Source organism: Xanthomonas dyei, from assembly GCF_002939865.1.
Taxonomy (GTDB): domain Bacteria; phylum Pseudomonadota; class Gammaproteobacteria; order Xanthomonadales; family Xanthomonadaceae; genus Xanthomonas; species Xanthomonas dyei.
This window is the reverse complement of the sequence record NZ_MDEE01000062.1, coordinates 1-15,597: the sequence shown is the minus strand read 5'-3', so window position 1 is coordinate 15,597 and position 15,597 is coordinate 1. Positions and strand designations below refer to the sequence as shown.

12 protein-coding genes, 1 tRNA gene, 1 other RNA gene and 2 pseudogenes are annotated in these 15,597 nt (G+C 64.2%); 9 read left to right on the top strand and 7 right to left on the bottom strand.

All coding sequences use genetic code 11. From position 1 onward, the window contains the following. Positions 1 to 90: 90 nt before the first annotated feature. From XdyCFBP7245_RS22075 to XdyCFBP7245_RS22065, 3 genes and pseudogenes are all read right to left on the bottom strand, one after another. Positions 91 to 1,324 (bottom strand): annotated as a pseudogene (locus XdyCFBP7245_RS22075) (DUF6538 domain-containing protein); the annotation flags it as partial. A 67-nt stretch (positions 1,325 to 1,391) separates the two neighbouring features. Further along, a tRNA-Gly gene (locus XdyCFBP7245_RS22070) sits at positions 1,392 to 1,465 on the bottom strand. A gap of 117 nt (positions 1,466 to 1,582) precedes the next feature. Continuing rightward, positions 1,583 to 3,367 (bottom strand): autotransporter outer membrane beta-barrel domain-containing protein, encoded by a 1,785-nt coding sequence (locus tag XdyCFBP7245_RS22065; protein ID WP_104617515.1) that lies wholly within the window; start codon positions 3,365 to 3,367, stop codon positions 1,583 to 1,585. 187 nt (positions 3,368 to 3,554) lie between these two features. Here XdyCFBP7245_RS22065 and thiS point away from each other — a divergent pair, with 187 nt between their 5' ends. The 4 genes from thiS to XdyCFBP7245_RS22040 all read left to right on the top strand — a co-directional run bounded on the left by thiS (position 3,555) and on the right by XdyCFBP7245_RS22040 (position 7,566). Next, the gene (gene thiS / locus XdyCFBP7245_RS22060) at positions 3,555 to 3,755 is read left to right on the top strand and encodes a sulfur carrier protein ThiS (protein ID WP_104617514.1); all 201 of its coding nucleotides are present in this window, start codon (positions 3,555 to 3,557) and stop codon (positions 3,753 to 3,755) included. Positions 3,756 to 3,803: 48 nt separating this feature from the next. Further along, positions 3,804 to 4,598: a thiazole synthase gene (locus tag XdyCFBP7245_RS22055; protein WP_104617513.1), complete on the top strand. Its 795-nt coding sequence runs from the start codon at positions 3,804 to 3,806 to the stop codon at positions 4,596 to 4,598. Between the two features lie 254 nt (positions 4,599 to 4,852). Continuing rightward, a complete protein-coding gene (trmB, locus tag XdyCFBP7245_RS22045) occupies positions 4,853 to 5,638 on the top strand; it encodes a tRNA (guanosine(46)-N7)-methyltransferase TrmB (RefSeq protein ID WP_104617511.1) in 786 nt (261 codons plus the stop codon). 65 nt (positions 5,639 to 5,703) lie between these two features. Beyond that, a complete protein-coding gene (locus tag XdyCFBP7245_RS22040) occupies positions 5,704 to 7,566 on the top strand; it encodes an SLC13 family permease (protein ID WP_104617510.1) in 1,863 nt (620 codons plus the stop codon). Between the two features lie 158 nt (positions 7,567 to 7,724). Here the strand turns inward: XdyCFBP7245_RS22040 and XdyCFBP7245_RS22035 are convergent, their stop codons facing one another. Continuing rightward, positions 7,725 to 8,066 carry a Rieske (2Fe-2S) protein gene (locus tag XdyCFBP7245_RS22035; protein ID WP_104617509.1) on the bottom strand — a complete coding sequence of 114 codons (342 nt, stop codon included), beginning with the start codon at positions 8,064 to 8,066 and terminating at the stop codon, positions 7,725 to 7,727. A 263-nt stretch (positions 8,067 to 8,329) separates the two neighbouring features. Here XdyCFBP7245_RS22035 and XdyCFBP7245_RS22030 point away from each other — a divergent pair, with 263 nt between their 5' ends. The 4 genes from XdyCFBP7245_RS22030 (at position 8,330) to XdyCFBP7245_RS22015 (ending at position 11,564) form a co-directional block, all read left to right on the top strand. Next, positions 8,330 to 8,605 carry a hypothetical protein gene (locus XdyCFBP7245_RS22030; protein ID WP_104617508.1) on the top strand — a complete coding sequence of 92 codons (276 nt, stop codon included), beginning with the start codon at positions 8,330 to 8,332 and terminating at the stop codon, positions 8,603 to 8,605. A gap of 224 nt (positions 8,606 to 8,829) precedes the next feature. Next, entirely contained in the window at positions 8,830 to 9,543 is a 714-nt protein-coding gene (locus XdyCFBP7245_RS22025; protein WP_104617507.1) for a fumarylacetoacetate hydrolase family protein, read from the top strand. Between the two features lie 61 nt (positions 9,544 to 9,604). Further along, the gene (gene mscL, locus XdyCFBP7245_RS22020) at positions 9,605 to 10,036 is read left to right on the top strand and encodes a large-conductance mechanosensitive channel protein MscL (RefSeq protein ID WP_104617506.1); all 432 of its coding nucleotides are present in this window, start codon (positions 9,605 to 9,607) and stop codon (positions 10,034 to 10,036) included. Between the two features lie 109 nt (positions 10,037 to 10,145). Then, positions 10,146 to 11,564, top strand: a complete 1,419-nt coding sequence (locus tag XdyCFBP7245_RS22015) for a M20/M25/M40 family metallo-hydrolase (protein ID WP_104617505.1) — start codon at positions 10,146 to 10,148, stop codon at positions 11,562 to 11,564. 37 nt (positions 11,565 to 11,601) lie between these two features. Here XdyCFBP7245_RS22015 and XdyCFBP7245_RS22010 read toward each other — a convergent pair. Further along, a non-coding RNA gene (locus tag XdyCFBP7245_RS22010) (sX9 sRNA) lies at positions 11,602 to 11,677 on the bottom strand. Positions 11,678 to 11,760: 83 nt separating this feature from the next. On the opposite strand from XdyCFBP7245_RS22010, the gene XdyCFBP7245_RS22005 reads away from it, so the two are divergent. Next, complete coding sequence (locus XdyCFBP7245_RS22005) at positions 11,761 to 12,813, top strand: LacI family DNA-binding transcriptional regulator (protein WP_104617504.1); 1,053 nt, start codon at positions 11,761 to 11,763, stop codon at positions 12,811 to 12,813. A 153-nt stretch (positions 12,814 to 12,966) separates the two neighbouring features. On the opposite strand, the pseudogene XdyCFBP7245_RS24635 reads toward XdyCFBP7245_RS22005, so the two are convergent. Both XdyCFBP7245_RS24635 and XdyCFBP7245_RS21995 read right to left on the bottom strand, forming a co-directional pair. After that, a pseudogene (locus XdyCFBP7245_RS24635) lies at positions 12,967 to 13,542 on the bottom strand (cytochrome P450); the annotation flags it as partial. A gap of 269 nt (positions 13,543 to 13,811) precedes the next feature. Then, positions 13,812 to 15,455, bottom strand: a complete 1,644-nt coding sequence (locus XdyCFBP7245_RS21995; RefSeq protein ID WP_104617503.1) for a glycoside hydrolase family 6 protein — start codon at positions 15,453 to 15,455, stop codon at positions 13,812 to 13,814. Positions 15,456 to 15,597: the final 142 nt, after the last annotated feature.

Sequence of the window (15,597 nt, the reverse complement as noted above, 5' to 3'; positions counted from 1 at the left end):
GCCGTCCGCTTATGCCCAACATCTGGCAAACACCGATATCATCAACCCCGGACTCTAAACCCGATCGCTACTCAGGGCGGGGGGACGTCGGTCTGGGAACAACCGCTCAACCCCAGCCTGCCGTGCCTCTTTCACGTAATCCAGGAAGCCGCAATCGATTACCGGCTGGGCCAGCGGGATGAACCGCCGGCTGTGCTTGTTCTTGATGCTCTGTTTCTTCCCGATCTTGCGGACGAAGAAGCCCGGCACCCCGTCGATGGTGTCGATGTCCTCCAGACGGAGCTGCGCGATCTCGTTGACGCGAGCCCCTGAGTAAAGCCCGAGAATCGGGCCAAACCACCGATGCGGATACTTTGACGCCCACTTCGGGAACTCCACCGGGTCAAAGATGGCCTTCAGCTCGGCATCGGTAAACGGCGAGCCCGTGTCTTCCGAATCAGGCGTGGAAATCGCTCGGATGCCCGCCAATGGGTTCACCGCCAGGTGTTTGCCCTCGACCAGCGACACCAGAAAGACACTCAGCCGCTGCCGGTGCTTGGCCATGGTCCACGCAGCGGGTTCGGGCTCCTGGTTCTTCTTCGCCAGCTTGATGACCTCGGGCACCGACAGGTCCCGATAGGCCGGTCGCTTGGTCGCATTCGACGGCCAATACCGCACGCCCTCGAAGAAGGCCCGGACGTGGTCCTGGCTCAGCGAGGCCACGGGCACGTCCTTGCCAATGATCCCGGCAAACAGGCGCAGGGTGTGGCGGCTTTCCAACACGGTCTTCTGATGCAGGCGGGCCCCGGCCAAGTCCCTCAAATGATCGACCATCGCCTTCGACAGCATCAACCCGCCCGCAGACCTGCCTGTGCTGGGCTCATCCGCATCCCAGTTAATCTTCGGACGTTTGGGCATCTTTGGGGTGACGATGCTCGAGGATCCGCCTGCTCCAGCTCGGGCCATCAGGTCGCTAAAAAAACACCGCATCCGCGGGCGTGTCCAGCTGGGCTTGGGCGATGCGAGTGCCGTTGGGCAGCTTCACATCGTGCAGTGTCAACTCGTAGATCTCTCCATCCCGAAACTTCTTCAGCAGCTCGTCCACGTCCACGGCAATCCCTTTCCGCATGGCATCGAATGCAATCGATAGTGCCATCCCCATCGTAGCCGCCGCCAGCCTGGCGTGGTCACCACGACGGTTTCCCAACGAGCGCACAAGGTAACGCGATCCAATCGAGGCCCGAAGATCGGTGGGAACAAAGAAGCGCGCATACAGGCCAGCCGAGCGCGCAATCATCAGAGGCTTGGGCAAGATTGATACCTCGATTGATACCTCGAAGGGCATCGCTCGGAATCATCAATCGGCCGAAATATCCAACTCAATCAATCACTTGCGGACTGAGTAGAAGCTCTGGAGCGGGCGAAGGGAATCGAACCCTCGTCAGTAGCTTGGGAAGCTACAGCTCTACCATTGAGCTACGCCCGCGCGGCGTAGGGGGAGTTTAGGCGGGTGCAGGTGTCGGGCGCAATGCGCAGACGTGACGAGGGCCGGTTGCCCGGCCCTCGTGTCTCACACTAAGTGCTACCAAGCCAGTCGGCGCGATCAGAAATTGCCGCTGAAGTTCACGAACAAGGTGGCGTCGCGGGCGCTGCGCTGAGCAGTGGTGGTGCTCAGGCCCACGTTGCTCTGCAGGCCCCACAGGCCGGTACGCGCGCCCAGTACCACGGTGGCGTAATTGCGGTCGAAGTTCTGGCCCGGCACGGTGTACATGCCCACTTCCGGCATCGACTGCAGCCAGGCGCTGGCTTCGCCGCCGTCCTTGAACTCGTGGTCGTAGGTCGCCTGCACGTAAGGCTTGACCGCCGCACCGTCCAGACGCACCTGGAAGCCGATGCGGCCGACCAGCGAGTCGATGTCCTGGTCGGCATACCCCAGCGCGGTGGAGCTCTCGTTGCTTTCGGTGTAGCCGTCGAGCTTGAGCTTCTGCCAGGTCAGGCCGACCACCGGGCCGTACTTGACGTTGCCTTCGCCCAGCGAATAGCCGGCGTTGACGGCGGCGGTGAGGTTGCTGCCGTCCGGCGAGCCGCTGTGCACGCGGGTGGCCGGCCCGAGCTGGACTTCGCGGTCCACGTCGTAGCTCAGCCAGCTGTAGCTGAGCTGCGCGTTGACCCACACCGGGCCGGTGTACCAGCCGAAGAAGCCGCCCAGGGTGGTGTCGTCCTGCTTGAAGCTGCCGTTACGGTTGCCGAAGTCGGCGTCCATGCGGCCGAAGCCGGCAAAGCCGCCGAACACCAGGTCGCCAGCGCTCCAGTCCACGCCGAACAGGCCGGCCGGCGCCATGCCGTCGTACAGGTCGGCGTGGTCGTAGCGCTGCATGTCGCCACGCACGCTACCCCACCAGCGCAGACCATCGGCGTCCGGCTTGCCGTCCAGATGCCAGGCCACCTGGTCGGCACGCGCGCGGCCACCGGCCTGCGCCGAATGGGTCAGCACCTGCTGCAGACGCGGCGCTTCCAGCAGCGAGATCGCGTACTGGCCCAGGATCTGATGGACCGCGGTGGTCGGGTGGATGCCGTCGGCGAACACATAGGTGTTTTGCGCATTGGCCGCGACCAGGCTGGTCGGGTTGCATGCTGGCAGCGGCACGGCCGGGTTGCAGGCGGTGTTGGTGACGTTGGTGAAGCCGAAGGTGCCCGGTGCGGCGACGATTTCCTGCACCATGTGGAAGGTGTCGACCGGGATCACACGCAGACCGGCCGACTGCAGGCCGTTGAACAGCGCGGTGTTGTACGCGGTCGCAGCGCCAGTGCCCTGAGCCATTGCGACGGCGCCGCCAGCTCGGAAGCGCGGGGTGATACCGACGTCCGGAATGGTCGGCACCATGACGTAACGCGCGCCGGCATTCTGCAAGGTCGCCACGGCGCCGACCTGAGCGGCCACCGCGCTGCCGATGATGGCCTGCGCCTGTGCCGGCGCGGCGGCTGCGGCGAGCAGATCGTTGGCGCCGCCCCACACGGTGTAGAGCGCATTCGGGTTGGCGCGGCCGCCGTTGGCGGTGAGGTAGGTGTTGATCTGGCTGGTCACCGACGGGGCGGCGCCGAGCGCGCTGACCGAGCTGGCCTGGATGCGCGCGCCGCCGGCAGCGTAGTTGTCGCCGGTCTGGCCATTGCCGTTGGGCGCAGCATTAGTGCCGAAGTGGTCGCCGACATATTCGGCCCACACCCAACCCGGGTTGGTGGTGAACTTGCCGGTGACTGCGCGCGAGGCGGCCGGCAGCAGCGGGGTGTAGTAGCCGCTGTCGGTGAGGCTGTCGCCGAAGAAGACGGTCTGGTCGAAGGCCGACTCGGCCATGGCCGGGGTGGCCGCGATAGCGATGGCAACGGCCATCAGGGAGCGGATCGGGCGAAGTGTTGAAGCCATGGGAGTGCCTGCTTGAAAGTGGATGGGACCGGACCGGGCTGCATACGTACGCCGGCGAATGGCAATGGTTTCACCCTCGCCGCCCGCGCTCACGCTGCACCGCCGCATAACGCAAAACGCGCGTCCTGACGGCGCGCGATGCCACAATGATGACATGAACATTCAACTCAACGGCAGCCCGCGCACGCTTCCCGATCACCTGCCGCTGGCGGCCCTGCTCGAGCAGGAAGGGCTTGCACAGCGACGTGTGGCAGTAGAGGTCAATGGCGAAATCGTGTCGCGCGGACGGCACGCCGAGCATGCATTGCGCGAGGGCGATGTGGTGGAGATCGTGCACGCATTGGGCGGCGGTTGATGGCCTGCGCGGTCGGCGCATTCGCGCCCGATCGGTGATAATTGCCGGATGACGAATTCCGCCCCCTCTGATGCGCTGGTCATCGCCGGCAAACGCTACCGTTCGCGCCTGTTGACCGGCACCGGCAAGTTCAAGGATCTGGACGAAACCCGCCTGGCCACCGAGGCCGCCGCCGCCGAGATCGTGACCGTGGCGATCCGCCGCGTGAACATCGGCCAGGACCCCAACGCGCCCAGCCTGCTCGATGTGCTGCCGCCGGATCGCTACACGCTGCTGCCCAATACCGCCGGCTGCTACACCGCCGAAGACGCGGTGCGCACCTGCCGGCTGGCCCGCGAGCTGCTCGACGGCCACAACCTCACCAAGCTGGAAGTGCTGGGCGACGCGCGCACGCTGTACCCGGACGTGGTGCAGACGCTCAAGGCCGCCGAGCAGTTGGTGGCCGATGGCTTCGAGGTGATGGTCTATACCTCCGACGACCCGATCCTGGCCAAGCGCCTGGAAGAGATCGGCTGCGTGGCAGTGATGCCGCTGGCCGCGCCGATCGGCTCGGGCCTGGGCATCCAGAACAAGTACAACCTGCTGGAAATCATCGAAAACGCCAAGGTGCCGATCATCGTCGATGCCGGCGTGGGCACGGCATCGGACGCGGCGATTGCGATGGAGCTGGGCTGCGACGGCGTGTTGATGAATACCGCCATTGCCGGGGCGCGCGATCCGATTCTGATGGCCAGCGCGATGCGCAAGGCGATCGAGGCCGGGCGCGAGGCGTTTCTGGCCGGGCGGATTCCGCGCAAGCGCTATGCCTCGGCATCGAGCCCGGTCGATGGTGTGATCGGATGAGTGGCTGTGCTGCGCTGATATTGCAGTCGATGCGCAGTGATTGGCCGTGTGACGTGCCGGATGTTGCCGTTGCTGGATCGCGCGTTGCTGCGAGTGCCCTCGGCACGCCGCACCCTCACCCCACCCCCCGCTCCGCGCCCCGGCCCGCGCCTGCGTCGCGGGCGCTCCTATGCACGCGCGCCTACGGCGCGCAAGCTGTGCCTCCTCGCCCCGACGGGAGAGGGGCTTTTGTTTTCCGATGTGACTGACATTTCATGACCGATCCGTTTACCAGCGACGGCGCCAAGATGCCGCCCAAGCCCTTCACCATCGAAGAGGGGCGCCGCCAGGTGCGCAGCTTCGTGCTGCGCCAGGGCCGCTTCACGCCCGCGCAGCAGCGCGCCTTCGATGAGTTGTGGCCACGCTTCGGGCTGGATTACACCGGGGAGCGTCGCGACCTGGATGCTGCGTTCGGCCGTCCCGCGCCCAAGGTGCTGGAAATCGGCTTCGGCAATGGCACGGCGTTGCGCTTTGCCGCGCAGCACGACCCCAGCCGCGACTACATCGGTATCGAAGTGCATGCGCCCGGCGTCGGCCGGCTACTCAATGCGCTGGACGATGACGGCAGCACGCATGTGCGTCTGTATCACCACGATGCGGTGGAAGTGCTCGAACACGAGATCGCCGATGGCGCGCTGGATGAAGTGCGCATCTACTTCCCCGACCCGTGGCACAAAAAACGCCACAACAAGCGTCGCCTGATCCAGCCGGCCTTCGCACAGTTGCTGGTGCGCAAGCTGCGCGAGGGCGGCCGTCTGCATGCCGCCACCGATTGGGCCGATTACGCCGAACAGATGTGGGACGTCCTCGACGCCACAGCGGGCCTGGTCAATCGCGCCGGACCGCGCGGTCACGTCGAACGCCCAGCCTGGCGCCCGCAGACCCACTTCGAAACCCGCGGCCAGAAACTCGGTCACGGCGTCTGGGATCTGCTCTACGACAGGGAATGGGGAATAGGGAATGGGGAATCGCAAGGGCACACGCCAGCGGCGCCCGGATAATTTGCCAGCGTCAGCGTCTTCGCTTTTTCCATTCCCCATTCCCGACTCCCCATTCCCGGCCCCCAATGGATACCGCGCTGACACTGACCAACGATATGAAGCTCGTCCTCGGGCTGGTCGGTTTCACGATGGCGATGTTTCTGTTCGAGCGCATCCGCGCCGATGTGGTGGCCTTGATCGTGCTGGTGGTGCTGGGCGTCACCGGGCTGGTGGCGCCGGAAGAACTGTTCGGCGGCTTTTCCGGTAATGCGGTGATGAGCATTATCGCCACCACCATTCTTGGCGCGGGGCTCGAGCGCACCGGCGCCTTGAACCGGCTGGCCACCTGGCTGCTGCGGCGTTCGCACGGCAGCGAGCAGCGCTTGATGATGATGACGCTGGCCATCTCCGGCTTGAACTCCTCGTTCATGCAAAACCCGTCGGTGATGGCCTTGTACCTGCCGGTGGCCTCGCGGCTGGCGGCGCGCACCGGGCTGACCCTGCAACGCATGTTGTTGCCCATCGCTGCAGCCATCGTGATGGGCGGCGCGCTCACCATGGTGGGCAATTCGCCGTTGATTCTGCTCAACGATCTGTTGGTCTCGGCCAACAACAACCTGCCCTCGGGCATGGCCAGCATCGAGCCGTTGACGATGTTCGCGCCTTTGCCGATCGGCCTGGCCTTGCTGATCGCCGCACTGTTGTACTTCCGCTTCTACGGCGATCGCAAGCTGATCGAAGAGGAAAGCCTGATCAACGAAGGCGTCACGCCATCGCGCACCGAAAGCTATTTCGCCAAGACCTACGGCATCGACGGCGATGTGTTCGAGCTCACCGTGACCGCCGAGAGCCCGCTGGTCGGCATGACCTTGGGCGAAGCCGAAGCCATTCACGACGCGCCGCTGCTGCTGGCCCTGAAGACCGGCAACGACACCCGACTTGCCCCGCCAGCGGACATGCGCATCTGGGTCGGCAGCGTGCTGGGTGCGATGGGCAAGCGCCAGGAGGTGACAGACTTTGCGCAGAACCACTTCCTTCGCATGTCCTCGCGGCTGCGCAACCTGGGCGACCTGTTCAACCCCAGCCTTGCGGGTATTTCCGAAGCGGTGATTCCGCCCAACTCGCGCCTGATCGGCAAGAGCGCCGGCGAACTGCGCTTGCGCAAGCAGAGCGGCATCAGCCTGCTGGCGATCAACCGCGACAAGCAGGTGATCCGCGAAGACGTGCGCAACGAGCCGCTGCGCGCCGGCGACATGCTGGTGTTCCACAGCATCTGGCAGGACCTGGCGCAGGCGGCGGAAAGCCGCGACTTCGTGCCGGTCACCGACTTTCCCAAGGGCGAGCAGCGCCCCCACAAGTTCAAGATCGCGATGGCGATCTTCGCCTTCACCATCCTGATCGCGCTGACCTCGCGCCTGCCGGTAGCGCTGACGCTGATGACCGGTGTGGCCTGCATGCTGGTCAGCGGCGTGTTGCGCATGGACGAGGCCTACGCCTCGATCAACTGGAAGACCATCTTCATGATGGCCGGCTTGATTCCGCTCGGCTGGGCGATGGACAGCAGCGGCACCGCAGCCTGGGTGGCCGGTCACACCATCGACCGCCTGCCCGAAGGCGTTCCGGTGTGGGCGCTGGAAATCAGCCTGGCGTTGTTGACGACCGCATTTTCATTGGTCATCAGCCATGTGGGCGCAACCATCGTGATGGTGCCGATTGCGGTCAATCTGGCGCTGGCGGCCAACGGCAACCCCACTGCGTTTGCGCTGATCGTGGCATTGTCGGCGTCCAACAATCTGATGACCGCCTCCAACCCGGTGATCTCGATGGTGGCCGGCCCGGCCAACTATCAGCCGCGCGAGTTGTGGCGCGTGGGCGCACCGCTGTCGCTGATCTACATCGTGGTGATGGTGTCGATGATCAATCTGATGTTCTGGTGGGCGGCGCGCTAAGGATTGGCATGCTGCGGGTTTGCCAGTGATCGGCGGATGCTGACACCGCATGACCTCACGCGCACCGACCTGCTTGCGACAGCGCATCCTCGATTTCCCTCACACCAAGCGCCGCGGTGCCCACCCATCGGGCTGCAGCGCGAGCGCGTTGTCGGCTTCTATCCGAGCACTACGTGCTCGCCGTCGATGCGTACCGGCACGGCGACGAGCGATTGACCGCGACACGGGCCGCTGATGCATTGCCCCGCGACCAGCTCGAACGCGGCGCCATGCGCAGCGCAGACCAGATGGCCGTCCTTGGTCTTGAGGAACTGACCCGGCGCCCAATCCAGCCGGCGTCCGGCATGCGGGCAGACGTTCAACCATGCACGGACCTGTGCACCTTCGCGATACAGCACTAGCGACTCCGGGCTGTCTTCCCAGGCGGCTTCCACTTCCAGAAATCCGGCATCGGGAATCTGCGCCAAAGTGGCGAGCGCGGTCGGTAAGGACGATGACATGGGGCAACGAGTGCGAAGAACGGTCGCCGATTGTGGCATGTGTCAGCACAGGCACTGCGCGCAGCGCAGCACCCTGTCGGTGCAGGCGGCACAAGCAAGCTGGCCTGTAAACACGCGTCATTCAGTCGCCACGGCAGACCCCGACCAGCACACGCAGCGTGATGCACTTAACAAAACAGCGATCGAATTAACGAACTTTTCACTCAATGACATGAAACCGCAACGATACTGCGCGCTTGTTTCCTGCTCGGCAGCCCACCGCCATGCCTGCACGTATCTTCCAATTCGGCAACCTCCATCACCTGTTTGCGCCACGCAAGCCGCGCCACCCGTTGGTGCGCGTTGCCGCCGGTCTCGCAGGTTTGGTGATCCTTGCGGTGCTGATCTTCTTCAGTGTGTTCGTCGGCGCGGCGATGATTCTGGGCGGCGTCGCCTGGAAATTGTTGAGCAAGTCGAACCGACGCACGCCGCAGCAAGCGCGCGTGGTCGAGGCCGAATACCGCGTGGTGCGCAAACCGGCGCTGCCGATGTCGCACTGAGCGCGTTGCGCTCGCTACACACCCGGCGCGTCTTGCGCCGGGTTGCACATCGTCGACGCATTGAATCGGCATGTCTGCGGGCATGCCGATTCGCGTTTTTGGTCGCTGATGGTTACAGCGGTCTGCAGTGCCAGCGAATGAGCTGCCGCACACTTCACTAGCGAAGGTTCCGTCGTACACGGCCAAGCGGCTAGACTCACGCGTCCCGTTCCGAGGATGCGTGCATGACTGACGATGTGATTCCCGCTGCCGATGTTCCGCGCATTCCGGTGGTGGGTGGCGGCAACTTTCCGGTCCACCGCATCTACTGCGTAGGCCGTAACTTTGCCGATCACGCGCGCGAGATGGGCGCCACCGCACCGGCCTCCAAGGCCGAGCGAGGCCAGCCGACCTTTTTCATGAAGCCTGCCGATGCCATCGTGGTTGGCCACGGCGACCAGATCCCCTACCCGCCCGGCACCAAGGAGCTGCATCACGAAGTGGAGCTGGTGGTGGCCTTGGGCAGCGACGCGCCGGCCGGTGAGTTGCCGCTAGCGCAAGCCGAAGGCCTGATCTATGGCTATGGCGTGGGCCTGGACCTGACCCGTCGCGATCTGCAGGCCGCGGCCAAGGCCAAGGGCCTGCCGTGGGACATCGCCAAAGGGTTCGATCACTCCGCACCGATCAGCGAGCTGGTGCACGCCGGCGAAGTGGGCGCGCTGGAGGCGTTGAACCTGTCGTTGGAAGTCAACGGACAGGTGCGTCAGCAGTCGTTGCTGGATCAGATGATCTGGAACGTGCCGGAAATTCTGCATGAGCTATCCAAGCTGTATGCACTGCGCGCAGGCGATCTGATCTTCATGGGCACACCGGCCGGCGTCGGCCCGTTGCTGCCGGGCGATCGGTTCAGTGCGCGCCTGGAGAATGTGGCCGAACGTCACGGCATCATCGCGGGCTGACACTGGTCGGGCTAGGATCGGCACAGCGGCAGTCGGTCCGCGTCCGCCTCTGGAGTGCGTCATGGGAATGGTCAGCGAATTCAAGCAATTCGCGATGCGTGGCAATGTCATCGATCTTGCGGTCGGTGTGGTCATCGGCGCGGCGTTCGGCAAGATCGTCACCGCGCTGGTGGAAAAGATCATCATGCCGCCGATCGGCTGGGCCATCGGCAATGTGGATTTTTCCAAACTGGCCTGGGTGCTCAAGCCTGCAGGCGTCGACGCCGCCGGCAAGGAGATTCCGCCCGTGGTGATCGGCTACGGCGATTTCATCAACACCGTCGTGCAGTTCGTGATCATTGCCTTTGCGATCTTCCTGGTGGTCAAGCTGATCAACCGCCTGAGCAATCGCAAGCCGGATGCGCCCAAGGGCCCGAGCGAAGAAGTGCTGTTGCTGCGCGAGATTCGCGACTCCCTGAAGAACGACACGCTCAAGCCGCCGGCCACGCTGTAAGCAAACACGTCCAGCGCGCGCTTCGCGCATAAGGATGACTTTTCGCACGCAGACGGGGGACCTGCCGCTGATAAGCTCGGGGTCCCCCTTGTCCTTGGAGCCGCCCTGCATGCGTCGCCTCGCTGTTGCCATCTCCGCCCTGCTCGCCTGTTCCCCCGCGCTTGCCGCACAGACCACCCTTGCCGACAGCGCGCTGCGCACCGCTGCGCAATTGCGCGAGCAGGCCCTGGCCGACACCACCGGCTTTGCAGTGGTGGAATCGCTCACCACCGAAGTGGGCCCGCGCATTGCCGGTGGCGACGCCGATCCGCGCGCGGTGGCGTGGGCCAAAGCCAAATTCCAGTCGCTGGGTTTCGACAAGGTGTGGACCGAGCCGGTGACCTTTCCCAAGTGGGAACGTCGGAGCGAACACGCTGCGGTGCTGGGCGCGCACGCGCAACCGCTGACCATCACCGCATTGGGCGGCAGCCCGGGTGGCAGCGTCGAAGGTGAGGTCGTGCGCTTCGAGAATCTGGCTGCACTGCAGGCCGCGCCTGCGGGGTCGCTGACCGGCAAGATCGCGTTTGTCGATTACCAGATGGTCAAGGCGCGCGATGGCAAGGACTACGGCAACGGCGGCGCGGTGCGCAGCAAGGGCCCGTCCGAGGCGATTGCCAAGGGCGCGATCGGCTTTGTGATGCGCTCGGCCGGCACCGATTCGCATCGCGTGCCGCATACCGGCATCACCCGGTTCGACGACGGCCTGACGCCGGTGCCCGCCGCCGCGTTGTCGGTGCCCGATGCCAACCAGCTGGCACGTCTTGCCGCGCTTGGCACCACCCGTATCCGGCTGGCGCTGGATTGCGGTTGGGACGGCACCGCGACCTCGTACAACGTGATCGGCGAGATCACCGGACGCAGCAAGCCCAAGGAAGTGGTGGTGATCGGCGGGCATCTGGATTCGTGGGATCTGGGTACCGGTGCGATCGACGATGGCGCCGGCGTGGCCATCACCATGGCCGCCGGGCATTTGATCGGGCAGCTCAAGCAGGCACCCAAGCGCAGCATCCGCGTGGTGGCCTTCGCCAACGAAGAACAAGGGCTTTACGGCGGCAAGGCCTATGCGGCCGCGCACGGCAAGAATGCCAAGGACATGGCGCTGCATCAGATCGGCGCGGAGAGCGACTTCGGTGCCGGGCGCATCTATGCATTCAACACCGGCGCGGCTGCGCCGGAAGCGTCGCGCGCAGCAACCAAGCAGATTGCCGAGGTGCTGGCACCGCTGGGCATCGCGTATGAGCCTAGCAAGGGCGGCCCCGGCCCGGATGTCGGCCCGATCTCTGCCAAGGGTGGCGCGTGGGCATGGCTGGCGCAGGACGGCACCGACTACTTCGACCTGCACCACACCGCCGACGACACGCTGGACAAGATCGACCCCAAGGCGCTCGCGCAGAATGTCGCCGCCTACACCGTATTTGCGTACCTGGCGGCCGAAGCCGATGGCGATTTCGGCAGCCGCGCCAAGTCTGTGCAACCGCCGAACGAGTAATCTGGCAACGCAGCGCTGCGAATGCGTTTTTTAAAGCGGCTAGCAACACGTAGCGAGCGGTCGTCAGGTGGGTGTGGCCGGCGCGGAGGAACCGGAGTGTACAAGTGGTACATGCCGCTCCGAGCACCGGCCGCGCCCGCCTGGCGGCCGCGCAGTCCTTTTGTTAGCTGCTCTTACTCCAGGACGAGCACACACGATGGTGGTAAAGCGGCAACGTAGTGCGAATACCGCGGCCACGTTACTGGACGTCGCCAAGCATGCCGGCGTCTCGCCGATGACTGCCTCGCGCGTCATCAACCGGCACCCGCATGTCGGGCAGGACATGCGCGTACGCGTGGAAACTTCAGTGCAGGCCTTGGGCTACCGGCCCAATCTTGCCGGCCGCTCGCTGCGCACCAGCGGGCTATTGCGTATCGGCGTGTTGTACAGCAACCCCAGCGCCGCGTATCTCAATCAATTCATGCTCGGGCTGCTGGAGCAAAGCAGCCTCAACGGCAGCCAGGTGCTGGTGGAAAAATGCGGCGCCATCCGTAGCCAGCGTGCCGCCACCGAGCGCTTGCTGGCGGCCGGCGTGGACGGCGTGATCCTGCCGCCACCGTTGTGCGATTCGCGTCAGACCATCAGCGAACTGGATGCACGCGGCATCCCGGTGGTGGCGGTGGCCAGCGGCGCGCCGATGGCGCAAATCAGCTCGGTGCGCATCGATGACTATCAGGCCGCGCGCGCCATCGTCGCGCATCTGATCGAACTCGGGCACCGCCGTATCGCGCTGATCAAGGGCGACCCCAAACACACACCGAGCGCGCTGCGCGCCAACGGCTATCTCGACAGTTTGCAGGCTGCAGGATTGGAGATTACAGAGACCCTGATCGCCGACGGACTGTTTACCTATCACTCGGGCCTGCTCGCCGCACGCAGCCTGCTGGCACACCCCAAACCACCGACGGCGATTTTCTGCAGCAACGACGACATGGCGGCTGCCGCGGTTGCGGTCGCGCACGGACTGGGCTTGCGTGTGCCCGAAGATGTTTCGATTGCCGGTTTCGACGACACGCCGGTGGCCACCACCATCTGGCCCGAACTCACCACCGTGCATCAACCGGTGACCGCGATGGGGCGCGCGGCCGTGTCGTTACTGGCAGATGCGATTCGTCAGCGGCGCAAGGGCGATACCGCGCAGGGCGTGCATCAGGTGATGAAGTACACCCTGGTCAAGCGCGGCTCGACGGCTGGGCCGCCCAAGGAATGACACGCTGAGGCGCGAACATGGAGCGGTTTGGCTGACGCTGGATGCTGCGAGCGTGGCGTGTGCGTGCTATCGGCAGCACCTTTCGGGTATCCGCGCCGTGCCGCTGCAATGCGCTCACCGCGGCGTGCACGCAGGCAAGCGATCTGCGTAACGCTAGCAAGGCACGACATCGACCTCAGACACACCGAGCAGCCCCGCCAACGGCACCTGCGCCTGGCGCTGCCGCGGGCTGACAGCCAATCCCTGACGGCGCACGCTGTCCAACAGCTGCTCGGCCATGGGCATCACCATGTGTCTGCCCCAACAGCGCTCCGACGCGTGCCCGAACGGGAGATAGCCGGGCTGATGATCGGCATCCAGCTGGTCCCAGCGCTCCGGACGAAATACATCGGGCGAATCCCACAGCGCAGGATCGCGGTGGCTTAGGAGTGGCAGTACCAACACATCGTCTTGCACACCGATGCGGGGATCGAGCAGCGGATACTCCGGCGATGCGTTGCGCAAGATGTTCCAGGAGGGCGGCAACAGACGCAGCGATTCGTAGATGATGTTTCGGCTGGAACTGGCAGGATCGAAGGGCGATCCCAGCCACAGTGCGTTGGCGACCAACGTGGAAATGGTGAAGCACACCGGCGCGGCGGTTCGTCGATACAAGCCCATGGCGAAGCGGGGCGCATCGTAGCCGTCTGCGGCCGCAGTCACTGTCGCAAGCGCCGACGCGTTGGCCTGCAGCGTGAGCGGCCTGATTGCGCTTGCTACGCCACGCGATCAGGGAAGAACATTGCGTGCGCGCACAGATTCCTTACCCCGCAGCAACCGCATTGCCGCTATGCACGCTTTGAAGCACATGACTTCGCATTTCGCACAAACACCCATGGCGGCCAGCTGGTCGCCATGGGTTCAACACACCATCAGGTCACCACCGCGATGGTGTCATCGCGGCCGCACGTGCCGTCCATGACGGGCGGACACCGGCGTACCGGTGTCCGCCCAGTACATCACTTGGTCGGCTTGGCACGCACCACAGCCGATGGCGTACTGGTCCCGGCCGCGCTGTTTGCGGTGACCACGTAGTCATAGTCCGCGCCATTGGCGACGGACTCATCGACATACGAGGCCGCTGCAACATTGGAACCGACCGTGCTGAACGCACCCGCGGCACCTGCGCGACGCAGCACCGTGTAGCTGGTTGCTCCCAGCACCGGCGACCAGCTCAGCTTGACCCGGCTGTCGCCGACGGTGGCGGTGAGGCCACGCGTTGCGCTAGGCGCCGCGATCGGTGCAAAGGTAGCCACCGCAGTGCTGGCGGTTGCGATCGCCGGGTAGGCATTGTTCACCAGCTCGACGAACTGATTGTGGAACCACGCGCCGGAGATCGGCGCGCCAGCCAGTGCACCGGTCAACACGCCATCGACCGTGGTGTAGGTGGGGTCACACATCCGGTCGAAGCCCTTGCCCTCGTTATTGGAAATGAGCGTGCTGGAGCCATCGGACTCGCCCGGCGGCTTGACCCACGCATACGCATCCAGATGCGGGCCAGGCGCTGCGGTGGGGAGCGCACCAATGCCTGCCCCGCTCTGATTGCACCAGTTGCCGCGATGCAGGCGACGGTCGATGCGGCCGGTGTTGACGTAGGTATTGATGTCGCTACCGGACGCACCGGCGGGACGATTCGGCCCGCCCCAGCCGTTACGGCCGGTATCGACGATAAAGCCGATCGTGCTGGGCCAGCCCGCGCCGACAAAGCCGTTGTAGAGGGCCTGGGTAAAATCGGTCTCGTCGAAATAGGGATTCCATTCGTAGTATTTCGACGACTTGATCGGCTGCCCGTTCACGCTCAACTCGGGGTTGGGCAAATTGGGTTCGTTCAACGGCGTGGTATTGGCGGTGTTGGTGACAAAACCATCGACGCTTGCCAGCCCGGCGCTCGTTCCCTGGACCACACGGGTATATAGCGAAATCGACGGGCCGCGGTTGCTATCCCAGCCCAACCAACCCGAGTGACCGATATCCAGGTAGTTGTAGGTATTGGGAACGGCGTGCAGCTTGTTGAGTGCGTATTTGATGCCTTCCTCGTAAATACCCGTGGAATTGGCCAGCGCGCAACGCATGTCGTTCAAATTGGTGACAAGGTTCGGCAGGCTATCTGGCTCGATCACATTGACGATGCGGATATCCTTGTATTTCGGGTCCGCGAAGATCGCCGCGATGACGTCGATATATTCTTTCTTGTAGCGTTCCAGCGCCGCCGGTGTCAGCGGCAATTCGCCATTGGACGCCAAGGCGTGACAATCGCGGCCCGGCAGATCATAGATCACAAAGCTGGCGGTGATCGGCGTATTGGCCTTTTTCTGTGCCAATGCGGCATCCAGATGCCCCCTCAACCCAAGCCGCCCGGCATTCTGCGATCCGCCGGAAATCGAGGCAATGCGATCCAGCCAGACCGCGGTGGGAAAGGTCTTCACCACGCCCATCTTGGCCTTCAACGGCGCGCCTTTCACCTTGGCAATCGATGCATCGACTTTTTTGGCGTAATCGGGATTCACATAACCGCTTGCGCCCACGAAGGGGTTGTCGACATGCACCTGCGCACAAACGCTGGCGACAAATAACGGATTCAATGCCAACAGCGATAGCGCCATCGAGCGCGTGAGATTATGACGGATGCCCTTACTGAATTTCATGAGATTCACCTAGGGAAGGTCTGAACAACGAGGCCTAAGAGGGCAGAATGTCCGCATCGTTCCGGAGAATCGCGTTTGGATCTTCGGAGTTTCGCCATTT